Origin of the sequence: Streptomyces sp. NPDC014870 (genome assembly GCF_043081505.1) — a bacterium.
GTDB lineage: Bacteria > Actinomycetota > Actinomycetes > Streptomycetales > Streptomycetaceae > Streptomyces.
In genome coordinates, this window is sequence record NZ_JBIBWQ010000013.1 from 177,194 (window position 1) to 201,808 (window position 24,615).

Genomic DNA, 24,615 nt, shown 5'->3' on the forward strand with positions numbered 1-24,615 from the left:
CCCACCGGCGACGAACCGGCCCGGTCGGAACTCATGAAGCAGCACGGGTGACCTCCACCTGTCCGAGACCCACCTCGAGCGAGAGGTTCACCGTCCCGGCGGGCGTGGTGCCCGCCGGCGGGGCCAGCGTCCTGCTCTCGTCGAGGTCGGGTGCGATGTCGATGTCCTCGGGCCGCTGCTGCGGCAGCTGCACGTCGCCCAGACCCACCTGCGCCCGCAGCTTCACCGTGACGTTCTTCGGCACGATCACCTCCAGCTTCCCTGCGCCCACCTCCGCCTTCGCGTCGACCGTCGTGCCCGCGGGGACGGCGAGGCCGGACAGATCAAGCGTGCCGACGCCCGTCCCCAGTTCGTACCGGGGCTGGACGGCGGCGACCGACGCCGGTTTCCAGGTCGTACGGACCCACTCGGTGGAGATCTCCTTGGGCAGCGCCACCGCCACCGCGAGCAGGCCCGCCGTGACCATGGTCATGAAGATCGTCCCGAACCCGGTGCGGCCGAGGAAGCTGCTCACCACCAGACCGAGGCCGAACACCGCCAGCGCGGCGACAAGCCCGATCTGCAGGCTCGTGCCGAACGGCTGGGTCTCCCACGACAGGCCCGTGCCGAGCCCGCCCGCGAGCAGCGCGAGGAGGAAGACCGCGCCGCCGATCGAGCGCGGCCCGCGCCGGACCTTGGAGGCCACCGGCCGGCGGACGCCCGCCGTGCCGTCCGAGCCCCACTGGCTGCCGGGCACAGGAACCTCGCCGCTCGGGAGCCGGCCGTCCGCGTCCGCGCCGTGCGGGCCCCAGAGATAGCCGACGGCGACTCGGCCGGTGGAGCCGTCCTTGACTATGGGGTCCTTCCACCAGGAGGGGAACTCCACCAGCGGCGGAGCCTTCGCCTCGGGCGGAGCGTCCGCGACGGTGGCCGCCGTCGCCGCGTCCTTCCGGCCCTCGGGCGCGCCGGAGGAGACCTGCGCGCGCCGCTGCGACCAGACCGCCGCACCGCACACCGCTATCGACAGCAGCATCGCGAACGCCAGCGTCCCGCCGTTCCCCAGCATCGACAGGAAGACGCCGCAGCCCACCAGGGCCATCAGCACCGCCGCGAGCGCGGCCCCGTCGACGCGGCCGGAGAGCAGCCTGCGGCCCTCGTTCTCCTCCTCGCCCGCGGCCGGGACGACCAGCCACGCGAAGCCGTAGAAGATCAGTCCGAGGCCGCCGGTCACGGACAGCACACCGATCGCGATACGGAAGATCACCGGATCGAGGTCGAAGTGTCGGCCGAGGCCACCGCACACACCGGCCACGACCCGGTGCTGCCGCGAGCGGCGCAAGGACGTGACGGGTGGGGCCTCCGCCGGCGGCGGGGCCTCGTGCGAGGAAGGCGTGGAGCTCGTCATGCGTCCATGGTGACCGCCGCCGTCCCGCCGCGGCACCGGGATCGACCCTGGCCCGACCCTGATATTCCGGTGCCGGTCCACCCCGAGAGGCTCCTAGGGGCCGCTTCCTAGGGGCGATCTCAGGGACCGACCCTGATGTGCCGCCCGGGCCGGACGTGTGACGATCGGTGCATGCCACCAGCCGCCCGAGTCCCCGAGACCGACGAACCGCCCGTGCGCAAGCTCTACCGGAGCGCCGACGGACGGTGGCTCGGCGGTGTCGCGCGCGGCCTCGCCGGCCATCTCGGACTGCCCGTGGTCTGGGTCCGCGTGCTGTTCGTGGGCCTTCTCCTCGCGGACGGTCTCGGCGCCCTGCTCTACGCCGTGTTCTGGATCGTCGTCCCGCTCGGCGTCGGTGGCCGCAGCGCGCCCCGCCCGGTCTTCGAGACCACCCCGGACGGCCGGCGCCGGCTGCGCAAGCCCGACCGGGGTCAGATCTTCGCGCTGATCGCACTCGCCGTGGGCGCGGCGGTCTTCGCGGGCAACATCGACTGGGGCAATCGCACCGACCGCTATGTCTGGCCCACCCTCCTCATCGGCGTCGGCGTGGTCCTCGTCTGGCGGCAGGCGGACAACGCCCGGCGGGCCAGCTGGACCGAGGCAGGCCGCCGCCGGCGCACCCTCCAACTCGCCCGCGGCTTCGCGGGCGTCGCCCTGGTCGGCATGGGGCTGACCGTCTTCATGGTGGTCCGGGGCTCGGCGGCCCAGCTCGGCACGGCGCTGACCGCCGCGATAGCCGTCCTCACCGGCATAGCCCTGCTCGCGGGGCCGTGGCTGGTCCGGATGTCGCAGGACCTCTCCGAGGAGCGGACCATGCGCATCCGCGCCCAGGAACGCGCCGAGGTCGCGGCCCATGTCCACGACTCCGTCCTGCACACGCTCACACTGATCCAGCGCAACGCGGACGAGCCCGGCGAGGTGCGTCGGCTCGCCCGGGCGCAGGAGCGGGAGCTGCGGAACTGGCTGTACAAGCCGGAGGGCACCGGCAAGGACGAGAGCGAGGAGCCCGAGACCCTCGCGGAGGCGGTCAAGCGGTCGGCCGCCGAGGTGGAGGACAAGCACGGCGTCCCCCTGGAGGTCGTGGTCGTGGGCGACTGCCCGCTCGACGAGAAACTGGCCGCGCAGATGCAGGCCGCGCGCGAGGCGATGGTCAACGCCGCGAAGTACGGTGGCGAGGGAGGGGCCGTTCAGGTCTACGCGGAGGTGGAGGGTCGTACGGTCTTCGTCTCCGTGCGGGACCGGGGACCGGGCTTCGACCTCGACGCGGTGCCCGAGGACCGGATGGGCGTACGAGAATCGATCATCGGACGGATGCAGCGCCACGGCGGTTCGGCGCGGCTGCGGTCCGTGCCGGGCGGGGGCACCGAAGTGGAGCTTGAGATGGAGAGGGCGGACGGATGAGCGACGAGACCGGGACCGGGACGACGGCGGAGCCGAGTGCGGAGCGTCGGGTGCGGGTCGTCCTCGTCGACGACCACCGCATGTTCCGGACGGGTGTGCAGGCCGAGATCGGCCGGACCGATGTCACCGGCGTCGAGGTGGTCGGCGAGGCCGCCGACGTCGACCAGGCGGTCACGGTGATCACCGCGACCCGCCCGGAGGTCGTCCTGCTCGACGTGCACCTGCCGGGTGGCGGCGGGGTGGAAGTGCTGCGCCGCTGCACGAGCCTGATGACCGCGAGCGAGGATCCCGTGCGGTTCCTGGCCCTGTCGGTCTCGGACGCCGCCGAGGACGTGATCGGGGTGATCCGGGGCGGCGCCCGTGGCTATGTGACGAAGACGATCACGGGCACCGACCTGGTCGACTCGATCTTCCGGGTCCAGGAGGGCGACGCGGTCTTCTCCCCCCGGCTGGCCGGTTTCGTGCTCGACGCCTTCGCCTCCACCGACGCCCCGCCGGTGGACGAGGACCTGGACCGGCTGACCCAGCGCGAGCGCGAGGTGCTACGGCTGATCGCCCGTGGGTACGCGTACAAGGAGATCGCCAAGCAGCTCTACATCTCGGTGAAGACGGTCGAGTCCCATGTCTCGGCGGTCCTGCGGAAGCTCCAGCTGTCCAACCGGCACGAGCTGACGCGCTGGGCGACGGCCCGTCGCCTGGTCTGAGGACGCCCTCTAGCCCCGGCTCTTGGCCGCCTCCGCCGCGAGTCTTTGCTTGGCCTCGTCCCAGGCGAGCGGCAGGCGCTCCGCCGGCACTTCCCAGAAGGTGAAGGTGGAGTCGCGCATCGTGGAGCGCAGGCCGGTCATGATCGAGCGGTGCGGTTCGGCGCGGGCGTAGGCGTAGAGGGCGTCGCGGTCCTCCCACGCGGAGAGGGTGTAGAACGTGCGCTTCAGCGGCTGGGCGATCAGCGAGGCGCCCAGCGCGCCGGGCGCCGACCTCACCTGCCGCCAGGCGGCGAGGGACTTCAGGAAGAACCGGGGGACGTCCGCCAGGGAGCGCACCTCGAAGCGTGAGGCCATGGCGTAGGCCTCGGTGCCGGGGCGGGCGTGGTTCGGGACGGTCCAGGGCAGGGTGGGCATGGCTTGTCCTCTCCACGTATGGATTCCACGTATGGATAGTGGCGCTACCTATAGTAGATAGCGCCACTATCCAAACGTCAAGGTGTCCACGCATCACGCCACTCGCGTCGCCCCCGCGAAAGGCATCTCGTCGATCGGCGCCACCCGCACCGGCGCGCCGGGCCGGGGCGCGTGGATCATCTGGCCGCCGCCGATGTACAGGCCGACGTGGCTGATACCGGAGTAGAAGAACACCAGGTCGCCCGGGGCCAGTTCGGAACGGGAGACCCGACGCCCCGCGTTGATCTGCGTATAGGTGGTCCGGGGAAGGGCCACCCCGGCCGAGCGCCAGGCGGCCTGCGTGAGCCCCGAGCAGTCGTACGCCGAAGGCCCCGTGGCGCCCCATACGTACGGCTTGCCGATCTGGTTCCTGGCGAAGGAGATCGCCTGCGCGGCACGGCTGTTCGGTGCCGTGACCGGGCCGCGCGCGGCGGAGTCCCGGTCGGCACGGCTCCCGGCCGTGTCCGTGCCGCCCGCGGACCCGGACCCGGCGTCGGCGCCGCTCCGGCCCGAGCCGGCCACCGCCGCCTCGTACCGGGCCCGCTCCTCGGCGGTCAGCCGGGCCAGCAGCGAGCGCGCCTCCCCGAGCTTGGCCTGCACGGCCGCCTTCTGCTCCCGCACATCGGCCTCGTGCCCGCGCAGCTGGGTGAGGCGTCGGTCCGCCTCGGCCCGCAGCTGCCTGATCCCGGTGAGCTCGCGGCGCACCGAGGTGATCGCCGCCGCCTGCCTCTCGCCGGCCTTCTCGGCGATCGCGGCGCGCGCCAGGTACTGCGCGGGGTCGGAGGTGAGCGCGAGCCGCACGGCGGGGTCCAGGCCACCGGCCCGGTACTGCGCGGTCGCGATCGAACCGAGCCCGTTGCGCATGGTGTTGAGCCGCTCGGTCCTGCGGGCCGACTCGTCCCGCAGCCGGTCGAGCGCGTCGCGGGCCGCGTCCGCCTTCTCCTTCGCGCCGTTGTACTTCTCGGTGGCCACCTCGGCCTCCTGGTACAGCCGGTCCACCTTCGCCTTGACCTGGGCGGGGGTGAGCCGGGGCTCCGCGTGCCCCGAACCCTCGAAGACGGTCGCCGTCGCCGCCGAGGCGAGGGCGAGCGTGGCGGCGGTCCGTGCCGCCTGGCCGCCGAGGGGGGACTGCTTGGCCTTCCGGTGCGCTGCCACGAGGGCGGGTCACATCCTCTCCCTGTGGGGGTCGATGCCCACCGGGTCCGGCGATGGACCGCACAGGGGAGACGGCCCACCGCCGGATTTTCTCGGCGGGGGCGACCGACTGCCGCCGGAAGGACCGACGGTGGTGGGGAGCCGGCCACCTGGGGGAGGACGCTAAACCTGGCCGTCACCCGGCGGCGGGGAGTTGACCGCTATTGGCGTCAGTTGATGGTTGGGGACCGTTCCCGTCCGGCCGCGGCGACGGGAGGGCGCCGCATTCCGGCGCGGGCGTGACCGAAGGGACCGAGGAGCTGGACCCGGCCGAGCGCGGGTGCTATGCCCCGGTTAGGCTCCGCCCCATGGACGTACTCATCAATGTCTTCGTCGCCCTGCACATCATCGGAATCGCCGCGCTGCTCGGCGGGTTCCTCACCCAGATGAAGGCGATGGGCGCGGGTACGGCCCGCTTCACCCCCGCCATGCTGCACGGCGCGCTCACGATGCTGGTCACCGGCATCGCGCTGGTCGGCCTCAACCAGGCCGACGACCAGACGGTCAACAACGTCAAGGTCGGCATCAAGATGGCCGTCCTCGTCGTCATCCTCGCGCTCGTGTATGTGAAGCGGGACGAGGAGACGGTCGACAAGGGCCTCTTCGCCGCCGTCGGCGGCCTGACGATCGCCAACATCTTCATCGCGACGCTCTGGACCTGATCGCCGACCGTCGTCGACGCCCCGGCTGTCGCTGACGGCCCGACCGTCGCCGACGGCCCGGCTGGGCCGTGGAGGTTCTCAGCATCCGGTCCGGTTGCCCCTCGCGGGCATCCACGTTGCCCCCGGCAGTGGCGTTGTGCTCCTCCTGCGCCCATGGCCGCACCCGTAGCGTCGTGCAGGCAGACCGTCTACACGCGGGGAGTGTGCGCCGTGCCGTTACGCAAGGATCGGGAAGAGGCAGAGGTCGTCGCGACGAAGGCGAACCGACCCGCAGCGGATCCGGACGGGGGCCGGCGGGTCGCGCCGGAACTCCGACCGGTCGATCCGGCCATGGCCACGGCCATGCAGCGCTCGGTGGGCAACGCGACGCTCGGGCGGATGATCGCGCAGGGCCCGGCCGGGCCGAAGGTGCCGCACGCCGCTCCCGGTACGCGCAACAGGAAACGCACCCAGGACGAGGTCGTCGAGCGCGGCGAAAGCCCGCCGACCAACCAGCAGAAGACCGAGGCAGGAGCGGCCACCCGATCCACCCGCAGCGGCAAGGCCGGGGCGACGCCCTCCGTGAAGGGCAAGGGAAAGGGGGTCGAGGAAGAGATCGGCAATCCGACCCTCGTCTTCACCTCCAGCTACGACGGCGACGAGCAGCAGTCGCTGAACGACAGCAACGACATCGGCTTCGAACAGAGGGCAACGCTGCGCCGCGCGGACGGGATGCAGACGCCCGCGGCGGACGCGTACGACTTCTGGCAGGAGGTCTCCGACGAAAGCCGCCAGATCGTTCCGGATTCGGTGAACTACCAGCCCAAGAAGGGCCGCCGCCGCCCCTGGGGCGTGGACGGCCCCTTCCGCCCCCCGTACAACGACGAGGACGGCAACGTCATCAACGCCGCCGACCGGATCACCTTCGTCGACAACCCCGGCTTCTCCACCACCATGCGCATGACGCCCGGCTACTTCCTCGTCGACTACACGGTCAAGTTCCGCTGGAAGGTCCGCAAGAAGCAGGGTGGACGCTTCACCAAGGCCGAGCCCTTCTGGGAGAGCGACGAGATGGTGCACACCGTCACGTCCACGTTCGACGCGGAGAAGCCGGAGGAGGCCGTGCAGGTCAACCACCAAGCGGCGGGCAACCGGACCTGGAACGTCCAGCTGCCCGACTGACGCCGCCGACCCTAGGCCGGGCGCACGCTGCCGTAGATCGGCATGTAGTAGATCGACTCCTCGCGCACGTTCGCACCCGGCTTCGGGGCGTGGATCATCTTTCCGTCGCCGATGTACAGGCCGACGTGGCTGATGTCGTCGTAGAAGAAGACGAGGTCGCCCGGGAGGAGGTCGTCCGTCGCGACCCTGGTCCCCACCTTCACCTGGTCCCAGGTGGTACGGGGCAGGTCGACGCCCGCGGCCTTCCAGGCGGCCTGCGTCAGGCCCGAGCAGTCGTACGAACTCGGGCCCGTGGCGCCCCACACGTACGGCTTGCCGATCTGGGCCCGGGCGAAGGCGAGCGCCTTCTCCGCCTTGGCCGCGTACGTCGAGCCGCCCGAGCCGCCCGACCCGCTGTCCGGCGGCGGCGGGGTCGGCTCGGTCGGCTGCTGCTGCCGGGCCTCCTCCTGCCTCCGCCGCTCGGCCTCCGCCGCCTTCGCCCGCGCCTCGGCCTCCGCCTTGGCCCGTGCCTCCGCCTTGCGCCGCGCCTCGGCCTCCCGCTTGCGCTCCAGCTCCGCGAGCCGCTCCTTCTCCTCGGCCGTGAGCCGGGCCAGCAGCGTCCGTGCCTCGCCCAGCTTCCGCTGGACGGTCTGCTTGGTCGTGCGCAGGGTGGCCTGGGACTCGGTCAGCGTCTGCAGGCTCTTCGTCGCCTCCGCCCGCTGCTTCGCCGCCGCCACGCGCTTGCCCTCGTAGTCCGCCACGGCGCTGCGCTGGCGGTCGGAGAGCCGGTCCATGAGGTGGGTCTGGTCGAAGTACTGCTGCGGGCTGTCCGCGAAGATCAGCGCGGCGGTCGGGCCGACGGCCCCCGCCCGGTACTGCGCCGCCGCGTACGAGCCGAGGGCCCGCCGCGACTCGTTGATCTCCTCCGTGCGCTTGGCCACGTCGTCGAGCAGCCGGTCGACCTTGCGCCGCTGCTCGTCGGTGGACTCCTTGGCCCGGTTGTACTGCTGCGTGGCCGTGCCGGCCTGCCGGTAGAGGTCGTCGACCTTCTTCTGGACCTCCTCCACCGTGGGCTTCGGGGGCGCGGTGGGCACGGCCTGGGCGCTCTGCGAGGTCAGCAGGGTGACCCCGGCGAGGGCGGCCGTCGTGACCCCGACGGCGGGGGAGTGTGAGCGTGTCGGGCGCGGCTTGCGATGGGACGCCAAGACCGGCATCTCCTTCCGTGGCCGCCGAGAGTGACGACCGGCGTCAACTGCCCCGAGGCAGGGCCGGGTTCGGCGTGAGCGGCCCGCTCGGCGCGTTCGCCGCCGGAGAGGAACGGGCTGCCTGGGCGAGCACGCTAGCCAACCCGTGGGTCGGCTGGGAAGGGCGATGTGCGATATGCCCGATACATTTTCGTGACCTGAAGCGGACTATCACCCTCCGTAAGATGCGGGTCACTTCGGGCGGTGGCCGCGGGCTACCTGCGGGAGGCAGCGGCAGGCTGTTGAGGGGACGGCGGCGGGCTTCTCCGGAAGGCGGCTGCAGGCTGATGGGCGGCAGCGGCTGGCTTCTCCGGAAGGCGGCTGCAGGCTGATGAGGAGGCGGCGGCGACCTTCTTCGGCAGGCGACTGCTGGCTCCTTACGAAGGTGGCAGCGGGCTGTCGGTGCGGCGGCCTAGACTCGATAGGCGATGAGCAGCCTCTTTGACGACAGCTTCCTGGCGAGCCTCCAGAACCACTCCTCGGAGGAGCCCCCGCCCCCGCCCGAGGACGACGAGCACCACCCCCACGGCGCCCCGGCCGTGGAGGAGGTCCCGCACGACCTCTTCGGGGGGCACTTCGACGCGCCGCCGACCCGCGACGCCCACTACCGCGACGGAGCCACCCGCCCCGTCGTGGACGCCGCCGCGCTCCTGGAAGGGCTGAACGAACAGCAGCGCGCCGCCGTCGTCCACACCGGCTCCCCGCTGCTCATCGTCGCGGGCGCGGGATCCGGCAAGACCCGGGTGCTGACGCACCGCATCGCCCACCTCCTGGCCACCCGGCACGTCCACCCCGGCCAGATACTGGCGATCACCTTCACCAACAAGGCCGCCGGCGAGATGAAGGAGCGCGTCGAGCAGCTCGTCGGCCCGCGCGCCAACGCCATGTGGGTCATGACCTTCCACAGCGCGTGCGTCCGCATCCTGCGCCGCGAGAGCAAGCGGCTCGGCTTCACGTCCTCCTTCTCGATCTACGACGCCGCCGACTCCAAGCGCCTGATGGCGCTGGTCTGCCGCGACCTGGACCTCGACCCGAAGAAGTTCCCGCCGAAGTCCTTCAACGCCAAGATCTCGAACCTGAAGAACGAGCTGATCGACGAGGAGACCTTCGCCGACCAGGCCGCCGACGGCTTCGAGAAGACGCTCGCCGAGGCGTACCGGATGTACCAGGCGCGGCTGCGCGAGGCCAACGCCCTGGACTTCGACGACATCATCATGACGACGGTCCACCTGCTCCAGGCGTTCCCCGACGTCGCCGAGCACTACCGCCGCCGCTTCCGCCACGTCCTCGTCGACGAGTACCAGGACACCAACCACGCGCAGTACACCCTCGTACGGGAACTGGTCGGCACCGGCTACGACGACCTGGACCCGGCCGAGCTGTGCGTCGTCGGCGACGCGGACCAGTCGATCTACGCCTTCCGCGGCGCGACCATCCGCAACATCCTCCAGTTCGAGGAGGACTACCCGAACGCGACGACGATCCTCCTGGAGCAGAACTACCGCTCCACGCAGACGATCCTCTCCGCCGCCAACGCCGTCATCGAGCGCAACGAGTCCCGCCGCCCCAAGAACCTGTGGACGAACGCGGGCGCGGGCGCGCAGATCACCGGCTACGTGGCCGACACCGAGCACGACGAGGCCCAGTTCGTCGCCGACGAGATCGACCGGCTCACCGACACCGGAGACGCGAAGGCCGGCGACGTCGCCGTCTTCTACCGGACGAACGCCCAGTCCCGTGTCTTCGAAGAGATCTTCATCCGCGTCGGCCTGCCCTACAAGGTCGTCGGCGGCGTGCGCTTCTACGAGCGCAAGGAGGTCCGCGACGTCCTCGCCTATCTGCGCGTCCTCGCCAACCCCGAGGACAACGTCCCGCTGCGCCGGATTCTGAACGTGCCCAAGCGCGGCATCGGCGAGCGCGCCGAGGCGATGATCGACGCACTCTCCCTCCGCGAGAAGATCACCTTCCCGCAGGCCCTGAAGCGGGTCGACGAGGCGTACGGCATGGCGGCGCGCTCCGCGAACGCCGTCAAGCGCTTCAACACCCTCATGGAGGAGCTCCGTACGATCGTCGACTCCGGTGCGGGCCCGGCCGTCGTCCTCGAAGCCGTACTGGAGCGGACCGGCTACCTCGCCGAGCTGCAGGCGTCCACCGACCCGCAGGACGAGACCCGCATCGAGAACCTGCAGGAACTGGCCGCCGTGGCCCTGGAGTTCGAGCAGGAGCGCGGCGAGGAGGGGACCGGCACGCTGGCCGAGTTCCTGGAGAAGGTCGCGCTCGTCGCCGACTCCGACCAGATCCCCGACGAGGACGAGGAGGGCTCGGGCGTCATCACGCTGATGACCCTGCACACCGCCAAGGGCCTCGAGTTCCCCGTCGTGTTCCTGACCGGCATGGAGGACGGCGTCTTCCCGCACATGCGCGCGCTCGGCCAGGCCAAGGAACTGGAGGAGGAGCGGCGGCTCGCGTACGTGGGCATCACGCGCGCCCGCGAGCGGCTGTATCTGACGCGGTCCTCCATGCGCAGCGCCTGGGGCCAGCCCTCGTACAACCCGGCGTCGCGTTTCCTGGAGGAGATCCCGCCGACGTATCTGGAGTGGAAGCGGACCGGTCCCATGGTCAAGCCCGCCGGGCCGACCTCGGGGATCGCCTCCTCGCTCTCCTCCTCCCGCGCGCGCTCGGGCCCCTCGGGCTTCGCCACCCGCCGGACCAGCGACAAGCCGGTCATCACCCTCCAGGTCGGCGACCGGGTCACGCACGACCAGTTCGGCCTCGGCACCGTCATGCAGGTCACGGGCGCCGGTTCCGACGCGCAGGCGACCATCGACTTCGGCGACGAGAAGCCGAAGCGGCTGCTGCTGCGGTACGCGCCGGTCGAGAAGCTGTAGGACCCACAGAGCAGGGGAGAGGGCCCCGGCTTCGGCCGGGGCCCTCTCCCCTGGTGCTACGGATGTGTCGGCCGTCGGCCGTCGGACGTCAGCCGGTCGGGTTGAGACCGTGGCTGCGCAGCCAGGCCTCGGGGTCGATCGCCGCGCCGCCGCCCGGGCGGACCTCGAAGTGCAGGTGCGGACCGGTGGAGTTGCCCGAGTTGCCCGAGTACGCGATGACATCGCCGGCCTGGACCTTGCCCGAGCGGATCTTGGTGCTGCTCAGGTGGCAGTACCAGGTCTCGGTGCCGTCCGGGGCGGTCACGATCGCCATGTTGCCGTAGGCGCTGTTGTACTGGGTGCGGACGGTGCCGTCGGTGGCGGCCATGACCTTCGTGCCGTACTGGACGGGGAAGTCGATGCCGGTGTGCACGGACATCCAGTTGACGCCGGCCTGGCCGTACTGGGCGCTCAGCCGGTGCAGCTTCACGGGCAGCGCGAACTTGGGACGCAGCGCCTCCTTGCGGGCCGCCTCCTCCTCGCGCTTCTTCCGCTCCGCCTCCTGGCGGGCCTTGAGGTCGATGCGCTCCTGGGTGCGGCTGGCGCGGTCGCCGAAGTCGCGGGCGTCGGCGCTCAGCGCGGCGAGCTGGGTGTCCAGCTTGTTGTTGGCGGCGACCGGCTTCACGGAGGCGGGGTCGGCGGCGGCGAGCGCCGTCGTGTCGTCCTTCGTTCCGGCGCTCGGATCCGTCAGTCCGCCGACCGAGGCGGCGGCGATCCCGGCGACGCCCATGACGCAGGCGGACGGGACGGCGACGGTCAGCAGCGCGGAGCGTTTGGCGGGCGTACGGCGGCGGCCTCGGCTGCCACCGGAGGAGCGGCGCACCGGTCGGCCGGCGGCGGAGGGCGCGGCGGCCGGCGCGGGTGCGGCCGGAGACTCCGTGAGGGTCTCGACGGCCGGGTCGTCGTCGGCGACGGCCTCGTACGCGTAGTCCTGCTCGTAATCCTGATCCTGCGCGTAGTCCTGCGTGTATTCCTGCTCGTACGAGGCTTCGGTCTCGTACGAGGTCTCCGCGTACGAGACGTCCTCGTAGGTGACGTCCTCGTAGGTGACGTCCTCGTACGTGGCTTCTTCGTACGTGGCCTCTTCGTACGCGGCGGGCTGCTCGGGGACGTACTCGTACGCGGGGGTGTACTGCTGCGGAACGACGGGATCGGCCTGGTTCCAGGCGGTGGCGTCGTAGGTCCCCGTCTCGAAGGAGGGGGTCGTCCACTGGCCCGTGGTGTCGTACGAGGTGAAGTGCGCGGTCTGGTACTGGCCGGTCTGCTGGGCCTCGTTCCAGGCGGAGGCGTCCCACTGGCCGGTGGTGTCGTACTGGACGGAGTCGTACTGACCGGTGGTGTCGTACGGAACGGTCGTGGTGGCGTATGCGGTGGTGTCCCACTGCTGCGTGCCGGTCCACTGGGTGCTGTCGTACTGGCCGCTGTGACCGGCGTCGTAGCCGCCCGGGAGGGCGCCGAAGAGCGGGTCGGTGGTGAAGCTGCCGGTGCTGTGGGCGTCGTCTCCGACGTACCCGGCGTGGGGGTGCTGGTCGTTCACCAACTTCTCTCTCGCCTCGGCGGCAGGGCCAGTCCGGGGCGGGCCTGATGAGGGTGTCCCGGGTTAAAGCAGTGGCGCGACTGTACCCGGCGGTATACGCAGGCGACAATCTTCCGAGGGTTTTGGTTCCACAGGAAACGGGCAATCGGCCGTGTTTCGGCGGCCTCGGGGAAGAGCCTTGGCCCTGTGTTCGAGGAACGTTCGAAGAACAGACACCTTCTGGCGGGTCGTCAAGGGTCGCGAGAGCCACGGGCGCGGGGTGGGGGCAGGGGGTGGGCCGGGGCCGGCTCAGGCCACGGAGGCGGCTCCGGATTCGGTGGCTTCCGTGTCGTCGGCGTCGAGCGCCTCGCGGATCCCCGCCGCGATGGTCGGGTGCACCGGCAGGGCGAGATGCCCGATGCCGCTGACCCTGATGTTGTGGACCCGGAGGTCCGGGTGGTCGAGCCGGGCGGTCTCCACCGGGACCATCACCTGGTCCAGGTCGCTCCAGAAGCTGACGCAGCGCGTCCGGCAGCCCGGGGCGGGCTCGGCGAGCTCCCGGAGCACGTCCGAGCCGGGGCGCATCTGGCGCACCAGTGGGTGGGCGCCGGCCCAGGGGGCGGCGGTGGTGCCGGAGTGCGGGGTGCCGAGCATGACGAGTGTGCGCACCCGCGTGTCACCGCCCAGGCGCTGTACGTAGTGACGGGCGATGAGGCCGCCCAGGCTGTGGCCCACGATGTCGACCTCGTCGTGCCCGGTGCGGGCGCAGAGCGCCTCGACGTGGCGGCCGAGGAGTTCGGCGGCGGCGCGCAGGTCGCAGGTGAGCGGAGAGTAGTTGAACGACTCGACCGGGTGACGGCCGTGGCGTACCAGGGAACGGCGGAGCAGAACGAAGACGGAGCGGTTGTCGGCGAAGCCATGGAGGAGGACGACGGGCCGCCCGGTACCGGTCCTCTGGCCCCCGCCGTCCTCGGTGGCGGGGTCGGCCTCGGGGCGCTCGGCGACGATCCCGGAGGGGTAGAGGAGCAGATGGCCGGTGAGAATCGCCAGCTCGAGGGCGTTGGCCTTGAGCGCGGTGGTGACCTTGGTGAGCCTGGTGAGCTCCATCGGCGGCCTCCCGAACGGCACGCGGGCGCCGAACGGCAGTGCGGTGCGCCGTACGTCCGGACCGGCGGCTGCGGCCCGGACATACGGCTACCCCGTAGCGGCTCCCTTGCGCACGACCCTTTGCGGCTGGTGGGCCCAGGAGGAGGGCCCGGGAGGGTCTGGCGCAGAGCGAACATGTCCCACGTGTGATTTCCCCCTCGGAGTCCTCCGCGAAACGGCGGGGTGCGGGATGCTGGCGATAACGTTCGTTCACCTCCCCGGCAATGAAGCGCGGGGGTCGCATGTGGAGGCAGAGATGGGTGTGACCGGTCCGATCCGCGTGGTGGTGGCCAAGCCGGGTCTCGACGGCCACGATCGCGGGGCCAAGGTGATCGCGCGGGCGCTGCGCGACGCCGGCATGGAGGTCATCTACACGGGGCTGCACCAGACGCCCGAGCAGATCGTGGACACCGCGATCCAGGAGGACGCCGACGCGATCGGCCTGTCCATTCTCTCGGGCGCGCACAACACGCTCTTCGTGAAGGTCCTGGAGCTGCTGAAGGAGCGCGACGCGGAGGACATCAAGGTCTTCGGCGGCGGGATCATCCCGGAGGCGGACATCGCCCCGCTGAAGGAGAAGGGCGTGGCGGAGATCTTCACCCCGGGCGCGACGACGACGTCCATCGTCGACTGGGTCAACGCGAACGTCCGCGTCGCCGCGTAAGGCCGCGGAGCGGTTTCGAACGGCCGCTTCCGCTGTGTGCCCCCGCTGTGTGCCCGGCACCGTCCGTGCCGGGCGCCGTCCGACGGTGCTCGCTCGGACCGTGCGCCCGCTCCGGACCGCGCGCCCACTCCGGTCCGTGTGCCCGTCCCGGACCGCGCGCCCGGTCAGGCTCCGGGGCAGTTCGGCCCGGGGGACAGCTCCGTCATCATCTGCGATCTCAGGCGCAACGTGGAGACCAGGCGCTGGAACGCCTCCGACCAGTAGCCTCCGGCGCCTGGGGAGGCGTCTTCCGGTTCTGTGGTGAGGGCGGTCAGGGACTCCAGTTGGGGAGCCGCGTCCGGGGACAGGCAGCGTTCCGCGAGGCCCATCACGCCGCTGAAGCTCCAGGGGTAGCTGCCCGCGTCGCGGGCGATGTCGAGGGCGTCGATCACCGCCCCGCCCAGAGGCTCCGGCCAGGGCACCGTGCAGACGCCGAGGAGCTGGAAGGCCTCCGACAGGCCGTGCGCCGCGATGAACGAGGCGACCCAGCGGGCCCGTTCCCCGTCGGGGAGCGTCGACAGCAGCTGTGCCCGTTCCGCCAGGGACGACGTGCCGGGGCCGGTCGCCGGTGGGGTCGCCGGGGAGCCGAGCAGCGCCCGGGACCAGTCGGCGTCCCGCTGGCGGACCGCCGCGCGGCACCACGCCGCGTGCAACTCGCCCGCCCAGTCGTCCGCGACGGGCAGCGCCACGATCTCCTCGGGCGAGCGCCCGCCGAACCGCTCCCGCCAGCACGACAGCGGCGCCGAGTCGACGAGCTTGCCCAGCCACCAGGACCGCTCGCCCCGGCCCGCCGGCGGGGTGGCGACGACGCCGTCCCGCTGCATTCCGGCGTCGCACTCGTGCGGTGCCTCGACCACGATCGTCGCGCCCCCGTCCGTACGGTCGAGGGACACGCAGGACGTCGCCCGGTCCGCCATCCGGCCGGCGAGCGCCGAGCCCGGCAGCGCGGCGAGCAGTTCGGCGGCGGTCGAGCGGACGTTACGGCTCCGGTCGGACAGGGCCTCCTCCAGGAACTCCTCGTCCGCGTCGGAGAGCCCGGCCCGCAGCGAGTCGAGGAACATCAGCCGGTCCTCCGCCCGCTCCGCCGCCCAGCCGCCGCGCAGCAGCGACAGCGCGGCCGCCGGGTCCTCGGCCCGTACGGCGGCGAGCAGCGCGACCCGCTCGGCGAACAGGCCCTCCTCCCACAGGGCCCGAACCGCCTCGCCGTCGGCGGGGTCGGGGAGGGCGGCGCCGCTCGCCGCCCCGCGGAGGGCGAACTTCCAGTCCGGGTTGAGCCCGGCCAGCCACAGGCCGCGCGGCCCGGCGAGGGCGAGCGCCTGGGGCCGCAGGTCCGTCCGCGCGCGGGCGGCGTCGAGGAGGGCGGGCAGCGCGGACGCCGGTGCCCGGTAGCCGTGTTCGTTGGCGGCGGCGAGCCACTGGGGGAGCAGTTCGGCCAGGTCGGGTGCGGCGCCGCGCCGGCCTCCTGACGGGGTGGGTGCGGCGCGGCCCGCGAGGAGCATGCCGAGCCGGTGGCGGGCGGCCTCGGGCAGCGGTCTGCGGTGGTCCTCGGGCGCGGGCTCTGGCGCCGGGGCGGCGGGGCCGGGCCGCAGGCCCGCCCTGCGGCGCACGGTGTGCAGCGCGGCGGCGTCGAGCAGGGCGACGGGCGCGCCGCCGTCGGCTGCCCTCGCCACGGAGAGCGCGGGCGGTCGGCGGTCCGTGCCGAGCAGCGCCGAAGTGACGAGTTCTTCCCAGGCGTCCATGGAGGCCTCCAGGCCGTCGTGCCGGTCGGGGGTCATAGGGAAAGGGTTCAGTGGAGCGGGACCGTCTCGCCCGGGGCGTCGGCCGACCAGGCGGCGAGCGGTCTGAACCCGCGGTGCCCGCACTCGCCGAAGACGGTCACCGGGCCGCCCCCGGAGAGTGCGGCGAGCCGCCACAGGCCGGGCCGCCCGAGCGCGGCACCGCTCAGCGGCAGCGCCTCGCCCGGGGCGTCCGGGCCGGGCGAGGCGTCGGCGAGCTGCCAGCCGTGTTCCGTCGGTATCGGGACGACGTCGGAGAGCGTCACGGGCCAGGAGTCGAGCCAGGGATCCTCGCGCAGGGCGTGGCCGTAGGCCGTGAGCGCGTCGCCGACCGTGCCGCCCCGGGGCGGGGCCGCCAGCGGGGAGGGCGCGGCGAACTGCTCGCCCAGGTCCGCGCGGAGCGCCCCCGCACCCGCGTGCGGAACGAGCGCCGCGTCGACGACCGTGCCCACCGGCAGGGCCAGTTGGGGCGCGCGGCCGGCCGCACCGAAGGAGAGGAGCAGCGCCGTGCGCCCGGTGGCCCGGCCGTGCAGCCAGATCCGGCGGGTCGTCAGCTTGCCGTCCCCCGTGTCGTACTGGGCGAGGACCAGCCAGTGGTCCCGCACCGAGGGGCCATCGGCGGGCGCGGTCAGGCCCACCCGGGTCCGTACGGTCGCGGCGAGCGGGTCGGGGAGCCGGTCGACGGAGAGCCAGGCCCGGTCGAGCAGATGCGTCAGCGCGCACTCCTCCAGGAGCCGGACCGGCCAGCCGGGCCCCGAACCCGGTATCGCCCCCAACTCCCTGACCCGGCCCGCGAGTCCGGGAGCCTGGGCGTCGACCATCCGGGCCGCCGTCTCCTCCCAGAGGGCGTACCCGGTCTGCTCCGCCGAGGCCAGGCCGCCGCGCAGCAGGTCGGCCAGGCGCTGCTCCAACTCCTCGGCGCCCGAGGTGATCCGGGCCGCGCGGCGCTCGGACCTGCGCCGGGCGGCCTCGGGATCGGCGGTGGCGGCCGGTCCCGTCCCCTCCGCGCCGCGGGCGCGGGCGGCGGCGCGCTCGCGCCGACCCGTCAGCCAGGTCTCCGCCCAGTCGGGCACGTCGGCGCCCGGGGCGAAGGCGTCCGCGTCCCCCGCCCAGAGCAGCAGGAGCCCCAGCGCGTGCTTGCACGGGAACTTCCGGCTGGGGCAACTGCACGCGTACGCCGGGCCCGTGGTGTCGACGACCGTGCGGTACGGCTTGCTGCCGCTGCCCCGGCACAGCCCCCAGACGGCCCCCTCGCCGCCCGTGCCCGTACCGGACCACGGCCCGGCCGTGCCGAGCTTGCTTCCCGCCTTGCGCGAGGCGTCGTCAGGAGCCAGTGCCAGCACCTGATCCGCCGTCCAGCGCACCCCCTGTGTGTCCATGCCCCCGACGGTAGGGGGCGCCACTGACAACGGATCTGACCTGCCCTTTCCGGCCCCGGCCGGGATCGAGCCGGCCGCGACACGACCGCGCCGGAACCATTTGACTTTGCCTGCTCTTTACGATTGTCTGCCGTGGCCCGATCACAGACTCCGCTGGGGGAACCACCGATGAACCGCACCATCCGCACCGCCGTCACGACGCTCGCCGTCACCGGCCTGGCGTTCGGCCTCGGCGCCTGCGCGGCCGCGGACAAGGCCGCCGACCAGGTCGACAAGGCCGTCAACGAGACCTTCGAGGTCACCTACGAGGTCACCGGCAAGGGCATCGAGTCGATCGACTACCACGGCGGCAGCGGCACGGCCATGGAGCCGAAGCTGGAGAAGGAGACGAAGCCGACCACGCCGTGGAAGAAGACCGTGACGCTGAAGGGCATCATGCCGCCGGCCGTCATGCCGATCGCGCTCGACCCGTCGGACCTCACCTGCAAGGTCATCCACGAGGGCAAGGTCATCAAGGAGGCCAAGGGCCAGGAGGCGATGGCCGGCGGCTGCGTCGCGGTCTCCCCGATCGCCGGCTGACACCCGTACACATCGGGGGAGTTCGCCGCTGACCTGCGGCGACGGCCGACTGTCAGTGGCATGGTGCACGGTGGATCCCACATCAGGTCGAACGATCTGGAGGGGGATCCATGACCGTGTCCGAAACCATCGCGAACGCCGTCCCCGGTGCCGGAACCGACACCGCGACGGGCGCCGAGTCGCCCGTCGCGGACCTCGGGTCCGAGGCCCTGCGGCCGCACGCCGAACACGCCTTCGCCGACGAACTCAAGGCGCTCGCAGCCGCCGACGACCGGCCCCGGCCCGCCCGTTGGCAGTTGTCGCCGTGGGCCGTCGCCACCTATCTCCTCGGCGGGACGCTCCCCGACGGCACAGTGATCACACCGAAATACGTCGGCCCGCGCCGGATCGTCGAGGTCGCCGTCACCACGCTCGCCACCGACCGGGCGCTGCTGCTGCTCGGTGTCCCCGGCACCGCCAAGACCTGGGTGTCCGAGCACCTGGCCGCCGCCGTCAGCGGCGACTCGACCCTGCTCGTGCAGGGCACGGCCGGTACGCCCGAGGAGGCGATCCGCTACGGCTGGAACTACGCCCGGCTGCTCGCCCACGGCCCCAGCCGGGACGCGCTCGTGCCCAGCCCCGTCATGCGCGCCATGTCCGAAGGGATGACCGCCCGCGTCGAGGAACTCACCCGCATCCCCGCCGACGTGCAGGACACGCTCATCACGATCCTGTCCGAGAAGACCCTGCCCGTGCCGGAGCTGGGGCAGGAGGTCCAGGCGGTTCGCGGCTTCAACCTCATCGCCACCGCCAACGACCGCGACCGCGGGGTCAACGACCTCTCCAGCGCGCTGCGCCGCCGCTTCAACACGGTCGTGCTGCCGCTGCCCGCCACGCCCGAGGCGGAGGTCGACATCGTCGCGCGCCGCGTCGACCAGATCGGCCGCTCGCTCGACCTGCCGGCCGTGCCGGAGGGCGTCGAGGAGATCCGACGGGTCGTCACCGTCTTCCGCGAGCTGCGCGACGGGGTGACCACCGACGGCCGTACGAAGCTCAAGTCCCCTTCGGGGACGCTGTCCACGGCCGAGGCGATCTCCGTCGTCACCGGCGGCCTCGCGCTCTCCGCCCACTTCGGCGACGGCGTCCTGCGCTCCGCCGACGTCGCCGCCGGCATCCTCGGCGCGGTCGTCCGCGACCCGGCGGCGGACCGCGTCATCTGGCAGGAGTACCTGGAGACGGTCGTCCGGGAAAGAGACGGCTGGAAGGACTTCTACCGCGCCTGCCGCGAGGTGAGCGCATGACGTCGGGGCCCCTGCTCCTCGGGGTGCGGCACCACGGCCCCGGGTCCGCGCGGGCCGTGCTCGGGGCACTGGAGACACGCCGGCCCGCCGCCGTGCTGATCGAGGGACCGCCCGAGGCCGACGGGATCCTCGCGCTCGCCGGCGACGACGCGATGCGGCCGCCGGTCGCGCTGCTCGCGCACGCCGTGGACGACCCGGGGCGCGCCGCCTTCTGGCCCTTCGCCGCGTTCTCGCCCGAGTGGGTGGCGATCCGCTGGGCCCTCGGCCACGGCGCCGCCGTCCGCTTCATCGACCTGCCCGCCGCCCACACCCTCGCCGCCACCGACCCCACCTGGGGCGACGGCGAGGGCGACGAGGCCGACCACGACACGCGCGTCGACCCGCTCGCCGAACTCGCGCGGGCCGCCGGCCACGACGACCCCGAGCGCTGGTGGGAGGACGCGGTCGAGCTGCGCGGTGCCGCCGACCCCGTCGCCCCCTTCGAGGCCCTCGCCGACGCCATGGGCGCCCTGCGCGAGGCGCACGGCCACGGCGGCCACGCCCGCGACCTGGTCCGCGAGGCGTACATGCGGCTGCAGATCCGCGCCGCGCGCAAGGAGTTCGGCGACGACGAGGTGGCCGTCGTCTGCGGCGCCTGGCACGTGCCCGCGCTGACCCGCGCGACGACCGCCACCGCCGACCGCGCCCTGCTCAAGGGGCTGCCCAAGGTGAAGACCGAGACGACGTGGGTGCCCTGGACCCACCGCCGCCTCGCCCGCCGCTCAGGCTACGGCGCCGGCATCGACTCACCCGGCTGGTACGGCCACCTCTTCGCCGCGCCCGACCGCCCGATCGAGCGCTGGATGACCAAGGTCGCCGGACTCCTCAGAGCGGAGGACACCTTCGTCTCCTCCGCCCACGTCATCGAGGCCGTCCGCCTCGCCGAGACCCTCGCGGCCATGCGCGGCCGGCCGCTGGCCGGGCTCGGCGAGACCACCGACGCCGTCCGCGCCGTGATGTGCGACGGCTCCGACGTCCCGCTCGACCTCGTGCGCGACCGCCTCGTCGTCGGCGACGTCCTCGGCGAGGTCCCCGACGACGCCCCCGCCGTACCCCTCCAGCGCGACCTCGCCCGGCTCCAGAAGAGCCTGCGTCTCAAGCCGGAGGCCCAGGAGCGGGAGCTCGAACTCGACCTGCGCAAGGAGAACGACGCCGCCCGCAGCCGCCTCCTCCACCGTCTGCGCCTGCTCTCCGTCACCTGGGGCACGCCCGTCGCGGGACGCGGCAGCACCGGCACCTTCCGCGAGACCTGGCAGCTGCACTGGCGGCCCGAACTGCACGTCAGGGTCGCCGAAGCCGGGGTCTGGGGCACCACCGTCGAGTCCGCCGCCGTCGCCAAGGCGGAGGCCCGCGCCCAGGAGGCGACCGCGCTCGCGGACGTCACCGCGCTCGCCGAGCAGTGCCTGCTCGCCGGACTCGGCGCCGCCCTCCCCGTCGTCATGACCGCCCTCGCCGACCGCGCCGCGCTCGACACCGACGTGGCCCACCTCGCCCAGGCCCTGCCCGCGCTGGCCCGCTCGCTGCGCTACGGAGACGTCCGGGCCACCGACACCGCCGCGCTCGGCGAGGTCGCGGCCGGTCTCGCCGAGCGGATCTGCGTCGGCCTGCCACCCGCCTGCACCGGCCTCGACACCGACGCCGCCACCGAGATGCGCGGCCACCTCGACGCCGTCCACGGCGCGCTCCCGCTGCTCCCCGACTCCACGGGCACCGCCGCCCGGTGGACCGGCGTCCTGCGCGGGCTCGCCGCCCGCGACAGCGTGCCCGGCACCATCCGGGGCCGGGCCGCCCGGCTGCTCCTCGACGACGGCGGGCTCGACGACGAGGAGGCCGCGCGGCTCATGGGCCTCGCCCTGTCGCCCGGCAACCCGCCCGCCGACGCCGCCGCCTGGATCGAGGGGTTCGTCGGCGGCGCCTCCGGCGGAGGCATGCTCCTCGTCCACGACGAACGGCTGCTCGCCCTCGTCGACACCTGGCTGACCGGCGTGCCGGCGGACGCCTTCACCGACGTCCTGCCCCTGTTGCGGCGCACCTTCTCGGCGTACGAACCAGGAGTGCGCCGCACCCTCGGCGAACTGGTCGCCCGCGGCCCGTCCGCCTCCGCCGCGCGCCGTACGGACGCCGTGGCACCCGGCTTCGCCGCCACGCTCGACGAGGCGCGGGCCGACGGAGTCCTGCCCGTGCTCGAACTGATCCTGGGAGAGACCGACCTCGTGGGGGTGGACCGATGACCGCGACGACGACCGGCGGCACCGTGACCGGAGCCGGGCACACGACCGTGACCGGAGCCGGGCACGACGAACGGCTGCGACGCTGGCGCATGGTCCTCGGCGGCGGCGAAGCCGACGGCACGGGCCACACGCTCACCGGCACGGACGCCGCCATGGACGGAGCCCTGACCGCGCTCTACGGACGGGGCGACGGGCGGCCCGACACCCGCGCCGGGCGTGAGAGGTCCGCCGGACTCGGCGCCTCCGCGCCCTCCGTGGCCCGCTGGCTCGGCGACATCAGGACGTACTTCCCCAGCTCCGTCGTCCAGGTCATGCAGCGCGACGCCATCGACCGCCTGGGTCTTTCCACCCTGCTCCTGGAGCCCGAGATGCTGGGGGCCGTCGAGGCCGACGTCCATCTCGTCGGCACGCTCCTCTCCCTCAACAAGGCGATGCCCGAGACGACCAAGGAGACCGCCCGCGCGGTCGTCCGCAAGGTCGTCGACGACCTGGAGAAGCGCCTCGCCACCCGCACCCGGGCCACGCTCACCGGCGCGCTCGACCGCTCCGCCCGGATCAACCGCCCCCGCCACCGGGACATCGACTGGGACCGGACCATCCGGGCCAACCTCAAGAACTACCTGCCCGAGTACCGCACGGTCGTCCCCGAGCGCCTCATCGGCTACGGCCGCGCCGCCCAGTCGGTCAAGAAGGACGTCGTCCTCTGCATCGACCAGTCCGGCTCCATGGCGGCCTCCGTCGTCTACGCCTCCGTGTTCGGCGCGGTCCTCGCCTCCATGCGGGCGATCAACACCCGGCTCGTCGTCTTCGACACCGCAGTCGTCGACCTCACGGACCAGCTCGACGACCCCGTCGACGTCCTGTTCGGCACCCAGCTCGGCGGCGGCACGGACATCAACCGCGCCCTCGCGTACTGCCAGTCGCAGATCACCCGGCCCGCCGAGACCGTCGTCGTCCTCATCAGCGACCTCTACGAAGGAGGCATCCGCGACGAGATGCTGAAGCGGGTCGCCGCCATGAAGGCCTCCGGGGTGCAGTTCGTCGCCCTGCTCGCGCTCTCCGACGAGGGCGCCCCCGCCTACGACCGGGAGCACGCGGCCGCGCTCGCGGCGCTCGGGGCGCCGGCCTTCGCCTGCACCCCGGACCTCTTCCCCGAGGTGATGGCGGCCGCGATCGAGAAGCGCCCGCTGCCCGTGCCGGAGGGGGACCGGGCGGTGCGGAATCCGTAGCCCCGCCGGTCAGGAATCCGCAGCCCCGGCACCACCCGAGCGGGTGTGTCCGGAAGCACTGAGGCCCATATCACACCTCGGCCGCACGGGCGCTCACATCTGGGCCGGGCGGGTCGTGAGGCCCTCGGAGCCCTGTTCCCACCTGTGCCGGGGGCGTCGGCACCACCAGCCCCGTACTCCACGGTCCGCCCCCGAACCCCTACGATCTGTGACCCGTATCACCGCTCCGGTGTGACCTGCGATTTAGGGACCAACGTCCTGCGGGGATAACCTGCGGGACGGACATGCCGCGTCCACGGACACCGTGTACGCCTCCCTTGTGACAGCGCAGTCACGTTGCCCTCCGCGGCACGCCCACGCAGACAACGAACCGCGATCATCAGAAAAGGGACGGACGCGCGTGGACCTGTTCGAGTACCAGGCGAGGGACCTCTTCGCCAAGCACGGAGTACCGGTGCTGGCCGGTGAAGTCATCGACACGCCTGAGGCCGCGCGCGCCGCGACCGAGCGCCTCGGCGGCAAGTCCGTCGTCAAGGCCCAAGTGAAGGTCGGCGGCCGCGGCAAGGCCGGCGGCGTCAAGCTTGCGGCCGACCCGGACGAGGCCGTCGCCCGCGCGACGGACATCCTCGGCATGGACATCAAGGGCCACACGGTCCACAAGGTGATGATCGCCGAGCTGTCCCCGGAGATCGAGGCGGAGTACTACGTCTCGTACCTCCTCGACCGCACCAACCGCACCTTCCTCGCGATGGCGTCGGTGCAGGGCGGCATGGACATCGAGGAGGTCGCGGAGAAGACCCCCGAGGCCCTCGCGAAGGTCCCGGTCAACGCCGTCGACGGCGTCGACATCGAGAAGGCCCGCGAGATCGTGGCCCTCGCGAAGTTCCCGGCCGACGTGGCCGAGGGTGTCGCCGAGGCCCTGGTCACCCTGTGGAAGACCTTCGTCGCCGAGGACGCGCTCCTCGTCGAGGTCAACCCGCTGGTGAAGACCAAGGACGGCCGCATCCTGGCGCTGGACGGCAAGGTCTCCCTGGACGCCAACGCCGACTTCCGTCAGCCCGAGCACGAGGCGCTCGAGGACAAGGACGCAGCCAACCCGCTCGAGGCTGCTGCCAAGGCCAAGGGCCTCAACTACGTCAAGCTGGACGGCGAGGTCGGCATCATCGGCAACGGCGCCGGCCTGGTCATGTCGACCCTGGACGTCGTCGCGTACGCCGGTGAGAACCACGGCGGCGTGAAGCCGGCCAACTTCCTGGACATCGGTGGCGGCGCCTCCGCCGAGGTCATGGCGAACGGCCTGGAGATCATCCTGGGCGACCCGGACGTCAAGTCCGTGTTCGTCAACGTCTTCGGTGGCATCACCGCCTGTGACGAGGTTGCCAACGGCATCGTCCAGGCCCTGGAGCTCCTCGCCTCCAAGGGCGAAGAGGTCACCAAGCCGCTGGTCGTGCGCCTCGACGGCAACAACGCGGAGCTGGGTCGCAAGATCCTGTCGGACGCGAACCACCCGCTCGTGCAGCGTGTGGACACCATGGACGGCGCGGCCGACAAGGCCGCCGAGCTCGCGGCTGCGAAGTAAAGGGACGAGGT

At 72.6% G+C, this 24,615-nt stretch carries 19 protein-coding genes; 11 read left to right on the top strand and 8 right to left on the bottom strand.

Features of this window, described 5'->3' with window-relative positions; genetic code table 11:
• Nucleotides 1-31: 31 nt before the first annotated feature.
• Complete coding sequence (locus ACF09C_RS32725; protein WP_392096753.1) at nucleotides 32-1,384, bottom strand: PspC domain-containing protein; 1,353 nt, start codon at nucleotides 1,382-1,384, stop codon at nucleotides 32-34.
• A 171-nt stretch (nucleotides 1,385-1,555) separates the two neighbouring features.
• Between ACF09C_RS32725 and ACF09C_RS32730 the strand changes: the two genes are divergently transcribed.
• Both ACF09C_RS32730 and ACF09C_RS32735 read left to right on the top strand, forming a co-directional pair.
• Nucleotides 1,556-2,824, top strand: a complete 1,269-nt coding sequence (locus ACF09C_RS32730) for a PspC domain-containing protein (protein ID WP_392096755.1) — start codon at nucleotides 1,556-1,558, stop codon at nucleotides 2,822-2,824.
• A complete protein-coding gene (locus tag ACF09C_RS32735) occupies nucleotides 2,821-3,528 on the top strand; it encodes a LuxR C-terminal-related transcriptional regulator (RefSeq protein WP_392096756.1) in 708 nt (235 codons plus the stop codon). The genes ACF09C_RS32730 and ACF09C_RS32735 overlap by 4 nt, the downstream gene beginning before the upstream one ends.
• A 9-nt stretch (nucleotides 3,529-3,537) precedes the next feature.
• Here the strand turns inward: ACF09C_RS32735 and ACF09C_RS32740 are convergent, their stop codons facing one another.
• Nucleotides 3,538-3,942: a DUF3291 domain-containing protein gene (locus tag ACF09C_RS32740; protein ID WP_392096758.1), complete on the bottom strand. Its 405-nt coding sequence runs from the start codon at nucleotides 3,940-3,942 to the stop codon at nucleotides 3,538-3,540.
• A gap of 93 nt (nucleotides 3,943-4,035) precedes the next feature.
• Nucleotides 4,036-5,136, bottom strand: a complete 1,101-nt coding sequence (locus tag ACF09C_RS32745; protein ID WP_392096760.1) for an NlpC/P60 family protein — start codon at nucleotides 5,134-5,136, stop codon at nucleotides 4,036-4,038.
• A 347-nt stretch (nucleotides 5,137-5,483) separates the two neighbouring features.
• Between ACF09C_RS32745 and ACF09C_RS32750 the strand changes: the two genes are divergently transcribed.
• Nucleotides 5,484-5,837, top strand: coding sequence for a hypothetical protein (locus tag ACF09C_RS32750; RefSeq protein WP_362426426.1), 354 nt, complete (start codon nucleotides 5,484-5,486; stop codon nucleotides 5,835-5,837).
• 330 nt (nucleotides 5,838-6,167) lie between these two features.
• Nucleotides 6,168-6,998, top strand: coding sequence for a hypothetical protein (locus ACF09C_RS32755; protein ID WP_392096762.1), 831 nt, complete (start codon nucleotides 6,168-6,170; stop codon nucleotides 6,996-6,998).
• 11 nt (nucleotides 6,999-7,009) lie between these two features.
• Here ACF09C_RS32755 and ACF09C_RS32760 read toward each other — a convergent pair whose 3' ends face one another.
• Nucleotides 7,010-8,191 carry an NlpC/P60 family protein gene (locus tag ACF09C_RS32760; RefSeq protein ID WP_392096764.1) on the bottom strand — a complete coding sequence of 394 codons (1,182 nt, stop codon included), beginning with the start codon at nucleotides 8,189-8,191 and terminating at the stop codon, nucleotides 7,010-7,012.
• Between the two features lie 458 nt (nucleotides 8,192-8,649).
• On the opposite strand from ACF09C_RS32760, the gene pcrA reads away from it, so the two are divergent.
• The gene (gene pcrA / locus ACF09C_RS32765) at nucleotides 8,650-11,109 is read left to right on the top strand and encodes a DNA helicase PcrA (protein ID WP_392096765.1); all 2,460 of its coding nucleotides are present in this window, start codon (nucleotides 8,650-8,652) and stop codon (nucleotides 11,107-11,109) included.
• A gap of 88 nt (nucleotides 11,110-11,197) precedes the next feature.
• Here the strand turns inward: pcrA and ACF09C_RS32770 are convergent, their stop codons facing one another.
• Nucleotides 11,198-12,685, bottom strand: coding sequence for a M23 family metallopeptidase (locus ACF09C_RS32770; protein ID WP_392096767.1), 1,488 nt, complete (start codon nucleotides 12,683-12,685; stop codon nucleotides 11,198-11,200).
• A 288-nt stretch (nucleotides 12,686-12,973) separates the two neighbouring features.
• Nucleotides 12,974-13,771, bottom strand: coding sequence for an esterase/lipase family protein (locus ACF09C_RS32775; RefSeq protein WP_392096769.1), 798 nt, complete (start codon nucleotides 13,769-13,771; stop codon nucleotides 12,974-12,976).
• 295 nt (nucleotides 13,772-14,066) lie between these two features.
• Here ACF09C_RS32775 and ACF09C_RS32780 point away from each other — a divergent pair, with 295 nt between their 5' ends.
• Nucleotides 14,067-14,474: a cobalamin B12-binding domain-containing protein gene (locus ACF09C_RS32780; protein WP_361969006.1), complete on the top strand. Its 408-nt coding sequence runs from the start codon at nucleotides 14,067-14,069 to the stop codon at nucleotides 14,472-14,474.
• A gap of 164 nt (nucleotides 14,475-14,638) precedes the next feature.
• Here ACF09C_RS32780 and ACF09C_RS32785 read toward each other — a convergent pair whose 3' ends face one another.
• Nucleotides 14,639-16,288 (bottom strand): DUF5691 domain-containing protein, encoded by a 1,650-nt coding sequence (locus ACF09C_RS32785; RefSeq protein ID WP_392096771.1) that lies wholly within the window; start codon nucleotides 16,286-16,288, stop codon nucleotides 14,639-14,641.
• An 11-nt stretch (nucleotides 16,289-16,299) separates the two neighbouring features.
• On the bottom strand, nucleotides 16,300-17,667 hold the full coding sequence (locus tag ACF09C_RS32790) for an SWIM zinc finger family protein (protein ID WP_392096773.1): 1,368 nt from the start codon (nucleotides 17,665-17,667) through the stop codon (nucleotides 16,300-16,302).
• Between the two features lie 168 nt (nucleotides 17,668-17,835).
• Here ACF09C_RS32790 and ACF09C_RS32795 point away from each other — a divergent pair, with 168 nt between their 5' ends.
• The 5 genes from ACF09C_RS32795 (at nucleotide 17,836) to sucC (ending at nucleotide 24,604) form a co-directional block, all read left to right on the top strand.
• The gene (locus ACF09C_RS32795) at nucleotides 17,836-18,246 is read left to right on the top strand and encodes a hypothetical protein (protein ID WP_392096774.1); all 411 of its coding nucleotides are present in this window, start codon (nucleotides 17,836-17,838) and stop codon (nucleotides 18,244-18,246) included.
• 110 nt (nucleotides 18,247-18,356) lie between these two features.
• Nucleotides 18,357-19,526 carry an AAA family ATPase gene (locus ACF09C_RS32800; RefSeq protein ID WP_392096775.1) on the top strand — a complete coding sequence of 390 codons (1,170 nt, stop codon included), beginning with the start codon at nucleotides 18,357-18,359 and terminating at the stop codon, nucleotides 19,524-19,526.
• The gene (locus ACF09C_RS32805) at nucleotides 19,523-21,796 is read left to right on the top strand and encodes a DUF5682 family protein (protein WP_392096776.1); all 2,274 of its coding nucleotides are present in this window, start codon (nucleotides 19,523-19,525) and stop codon (nucleotides 21,794-21,796) included. The genes ACF09C_RS32800 and ACF09C_RS32805 overlap by 4 nt, the downstream gene beginning before the upstream one ends.
• Complete coding sequence (locus tag ACF09C_RS32810; protein WP_392096777.1) at nucleotides 21,793-23,025, top strand: VWA domain-containing protein; 1,233 nt, start codon at nucleotides 21,793-21,795, stop codon at nucleotides 23,023-23,025. The genes ACF09C_RS32805 and ACF09C_RS32810 overlap by 4 nt, the downstream gene beginning before the upstream one ends.
• Nucleotides 23,026-23,425: 400 nt before the next feature.
• On the top strand, nucleotides 23,426-24,604 hold the full coding sequence (gene sucC / locus ACF09C_RS32815) for an ADP-forming succinate--CoA ligase subunit beta (protein ID WP_392096778.1): 1,179 nt from the start codon (nucleotides 23,426-23,428) through the stop codon (nucleotides 24,602-24,604).
• The last annotated feature ends 11 nt before the right edge of the window (nucleotides 24,605-24,615 follow it).

Bases quoted from the DNA above. Each gene is read 5' to 3' on its own strand.
- ACF09C_RS32725 (WP_392096753.1), bottom strand. From the start codon at position 1,384: ATGACGAGCTCCACGCCTTCCTCGCACGAGGCCCCGCCGCCGGCGGAG.
- ACF09C_RS32730 (WP_392096755.1), top strand. From the start codon at position 1,556: ATGCCACCAGCCGCCCGAGTCCCCGAGACCGACGAACCGCCCGTGCGC.
- ACF09C_RS32735 (WP_392096756.1), top strand. From the start codon at position 2,821: ATGAGCGACGAGACCGGGACCGGGACGACGGCGGAGCCGAGTGCGGAG.
- ACF09C_RS32740 (WP_392096758.1), bottom strand. From the start codon at position 3,942: ATGCCCACCCTGCCCTGGACCGTCCCGAACCACGCCCGCCCCGGCACC.
- ACF09C_RS32750 (WP_362426426.1), top strand. From the start codon at position 5,484: ATGGACGTACTCATCAATGTCTTCGTCGCCCTGCACATCATCGGAATC.
- ACF09C_RS32755 (WP_392096762.1), top strand. From the start codon at position 6,168: ATGGCCACGGCCATGCAGCGCTCGGTGGGCAACGCGACGCTCGGGCGG.
- ACF09C_RS32760 (WP_392096764.1), bottom strand. From the start codon at position 8,191: ATGCCGGTCTTGGCGTCCCATCGCAAGCCGCGCCCGACACGCTCACAC.
- pcrA (WP_392096765.1), top strand. From the start codon at position 8,650: ATGAGCAGCCTCTTTGACGACAGCTTCCTGGCGAGCCTCCAGAACCAC.
- ACF09C_RS32775 (WP_392096769.1), bottom strand. From the start codon at position 13,771: ATGGAGCTCACCAGGCTCACCAAGGTCACCACCGCGCTCAAGGCCAAC.
- ACF09C_RS32780 (WP_361969006.1), top strand. From the start codon at position 14,067: ATGGGTGTGACCGGTCCGATCCGCGTGGTGGTGGCCAAGCCGGGTCTC.
- ACF09C_RS32785 (WP_392096771.1), bottom strand. From the start codon at position 16,288: ATGACCCCCGACCGGCACGACGGCCTGGAGGCCTCCATGGACGCCTGG.
- ACF09C_RS32790 (WP_392096773.1), bottom strand. From the start codon at position 17,667: ATGGACACACAGGGGGTGCGCTGGACGGCGGATCAGGTGCTGGCACTG.
- ACF09C_RS32795 (WP_392096774.1), top strand. From the start codon at position 17,836: ATGAACCGCACCATCCGCACCGCCGTCACGACGCTCGCCGTCACCGGC.
- ACF09C_RS32800 (WP_392096775.1), top strand. From the start codon at position 18,357: ATGACCGTGTCCGAAACCATCGCGAACGCCGTCCCCGGTGCCGGAACC.
- ACF09C_RS32805 (WP_392096776.1), top strand. From the start codon at position 19,523: ATGACGTCGGGGCCCCTGCTCCTCGGGGTGCGGCACCACGGCCCCGGG.
- ACF09C_RS32810 (WP_392096777.1), top strand. From the start codon at position 21,793: ATGACCGCGACGACGACCGGCGGCACCGTGACCGGAGCCGGGCACACG.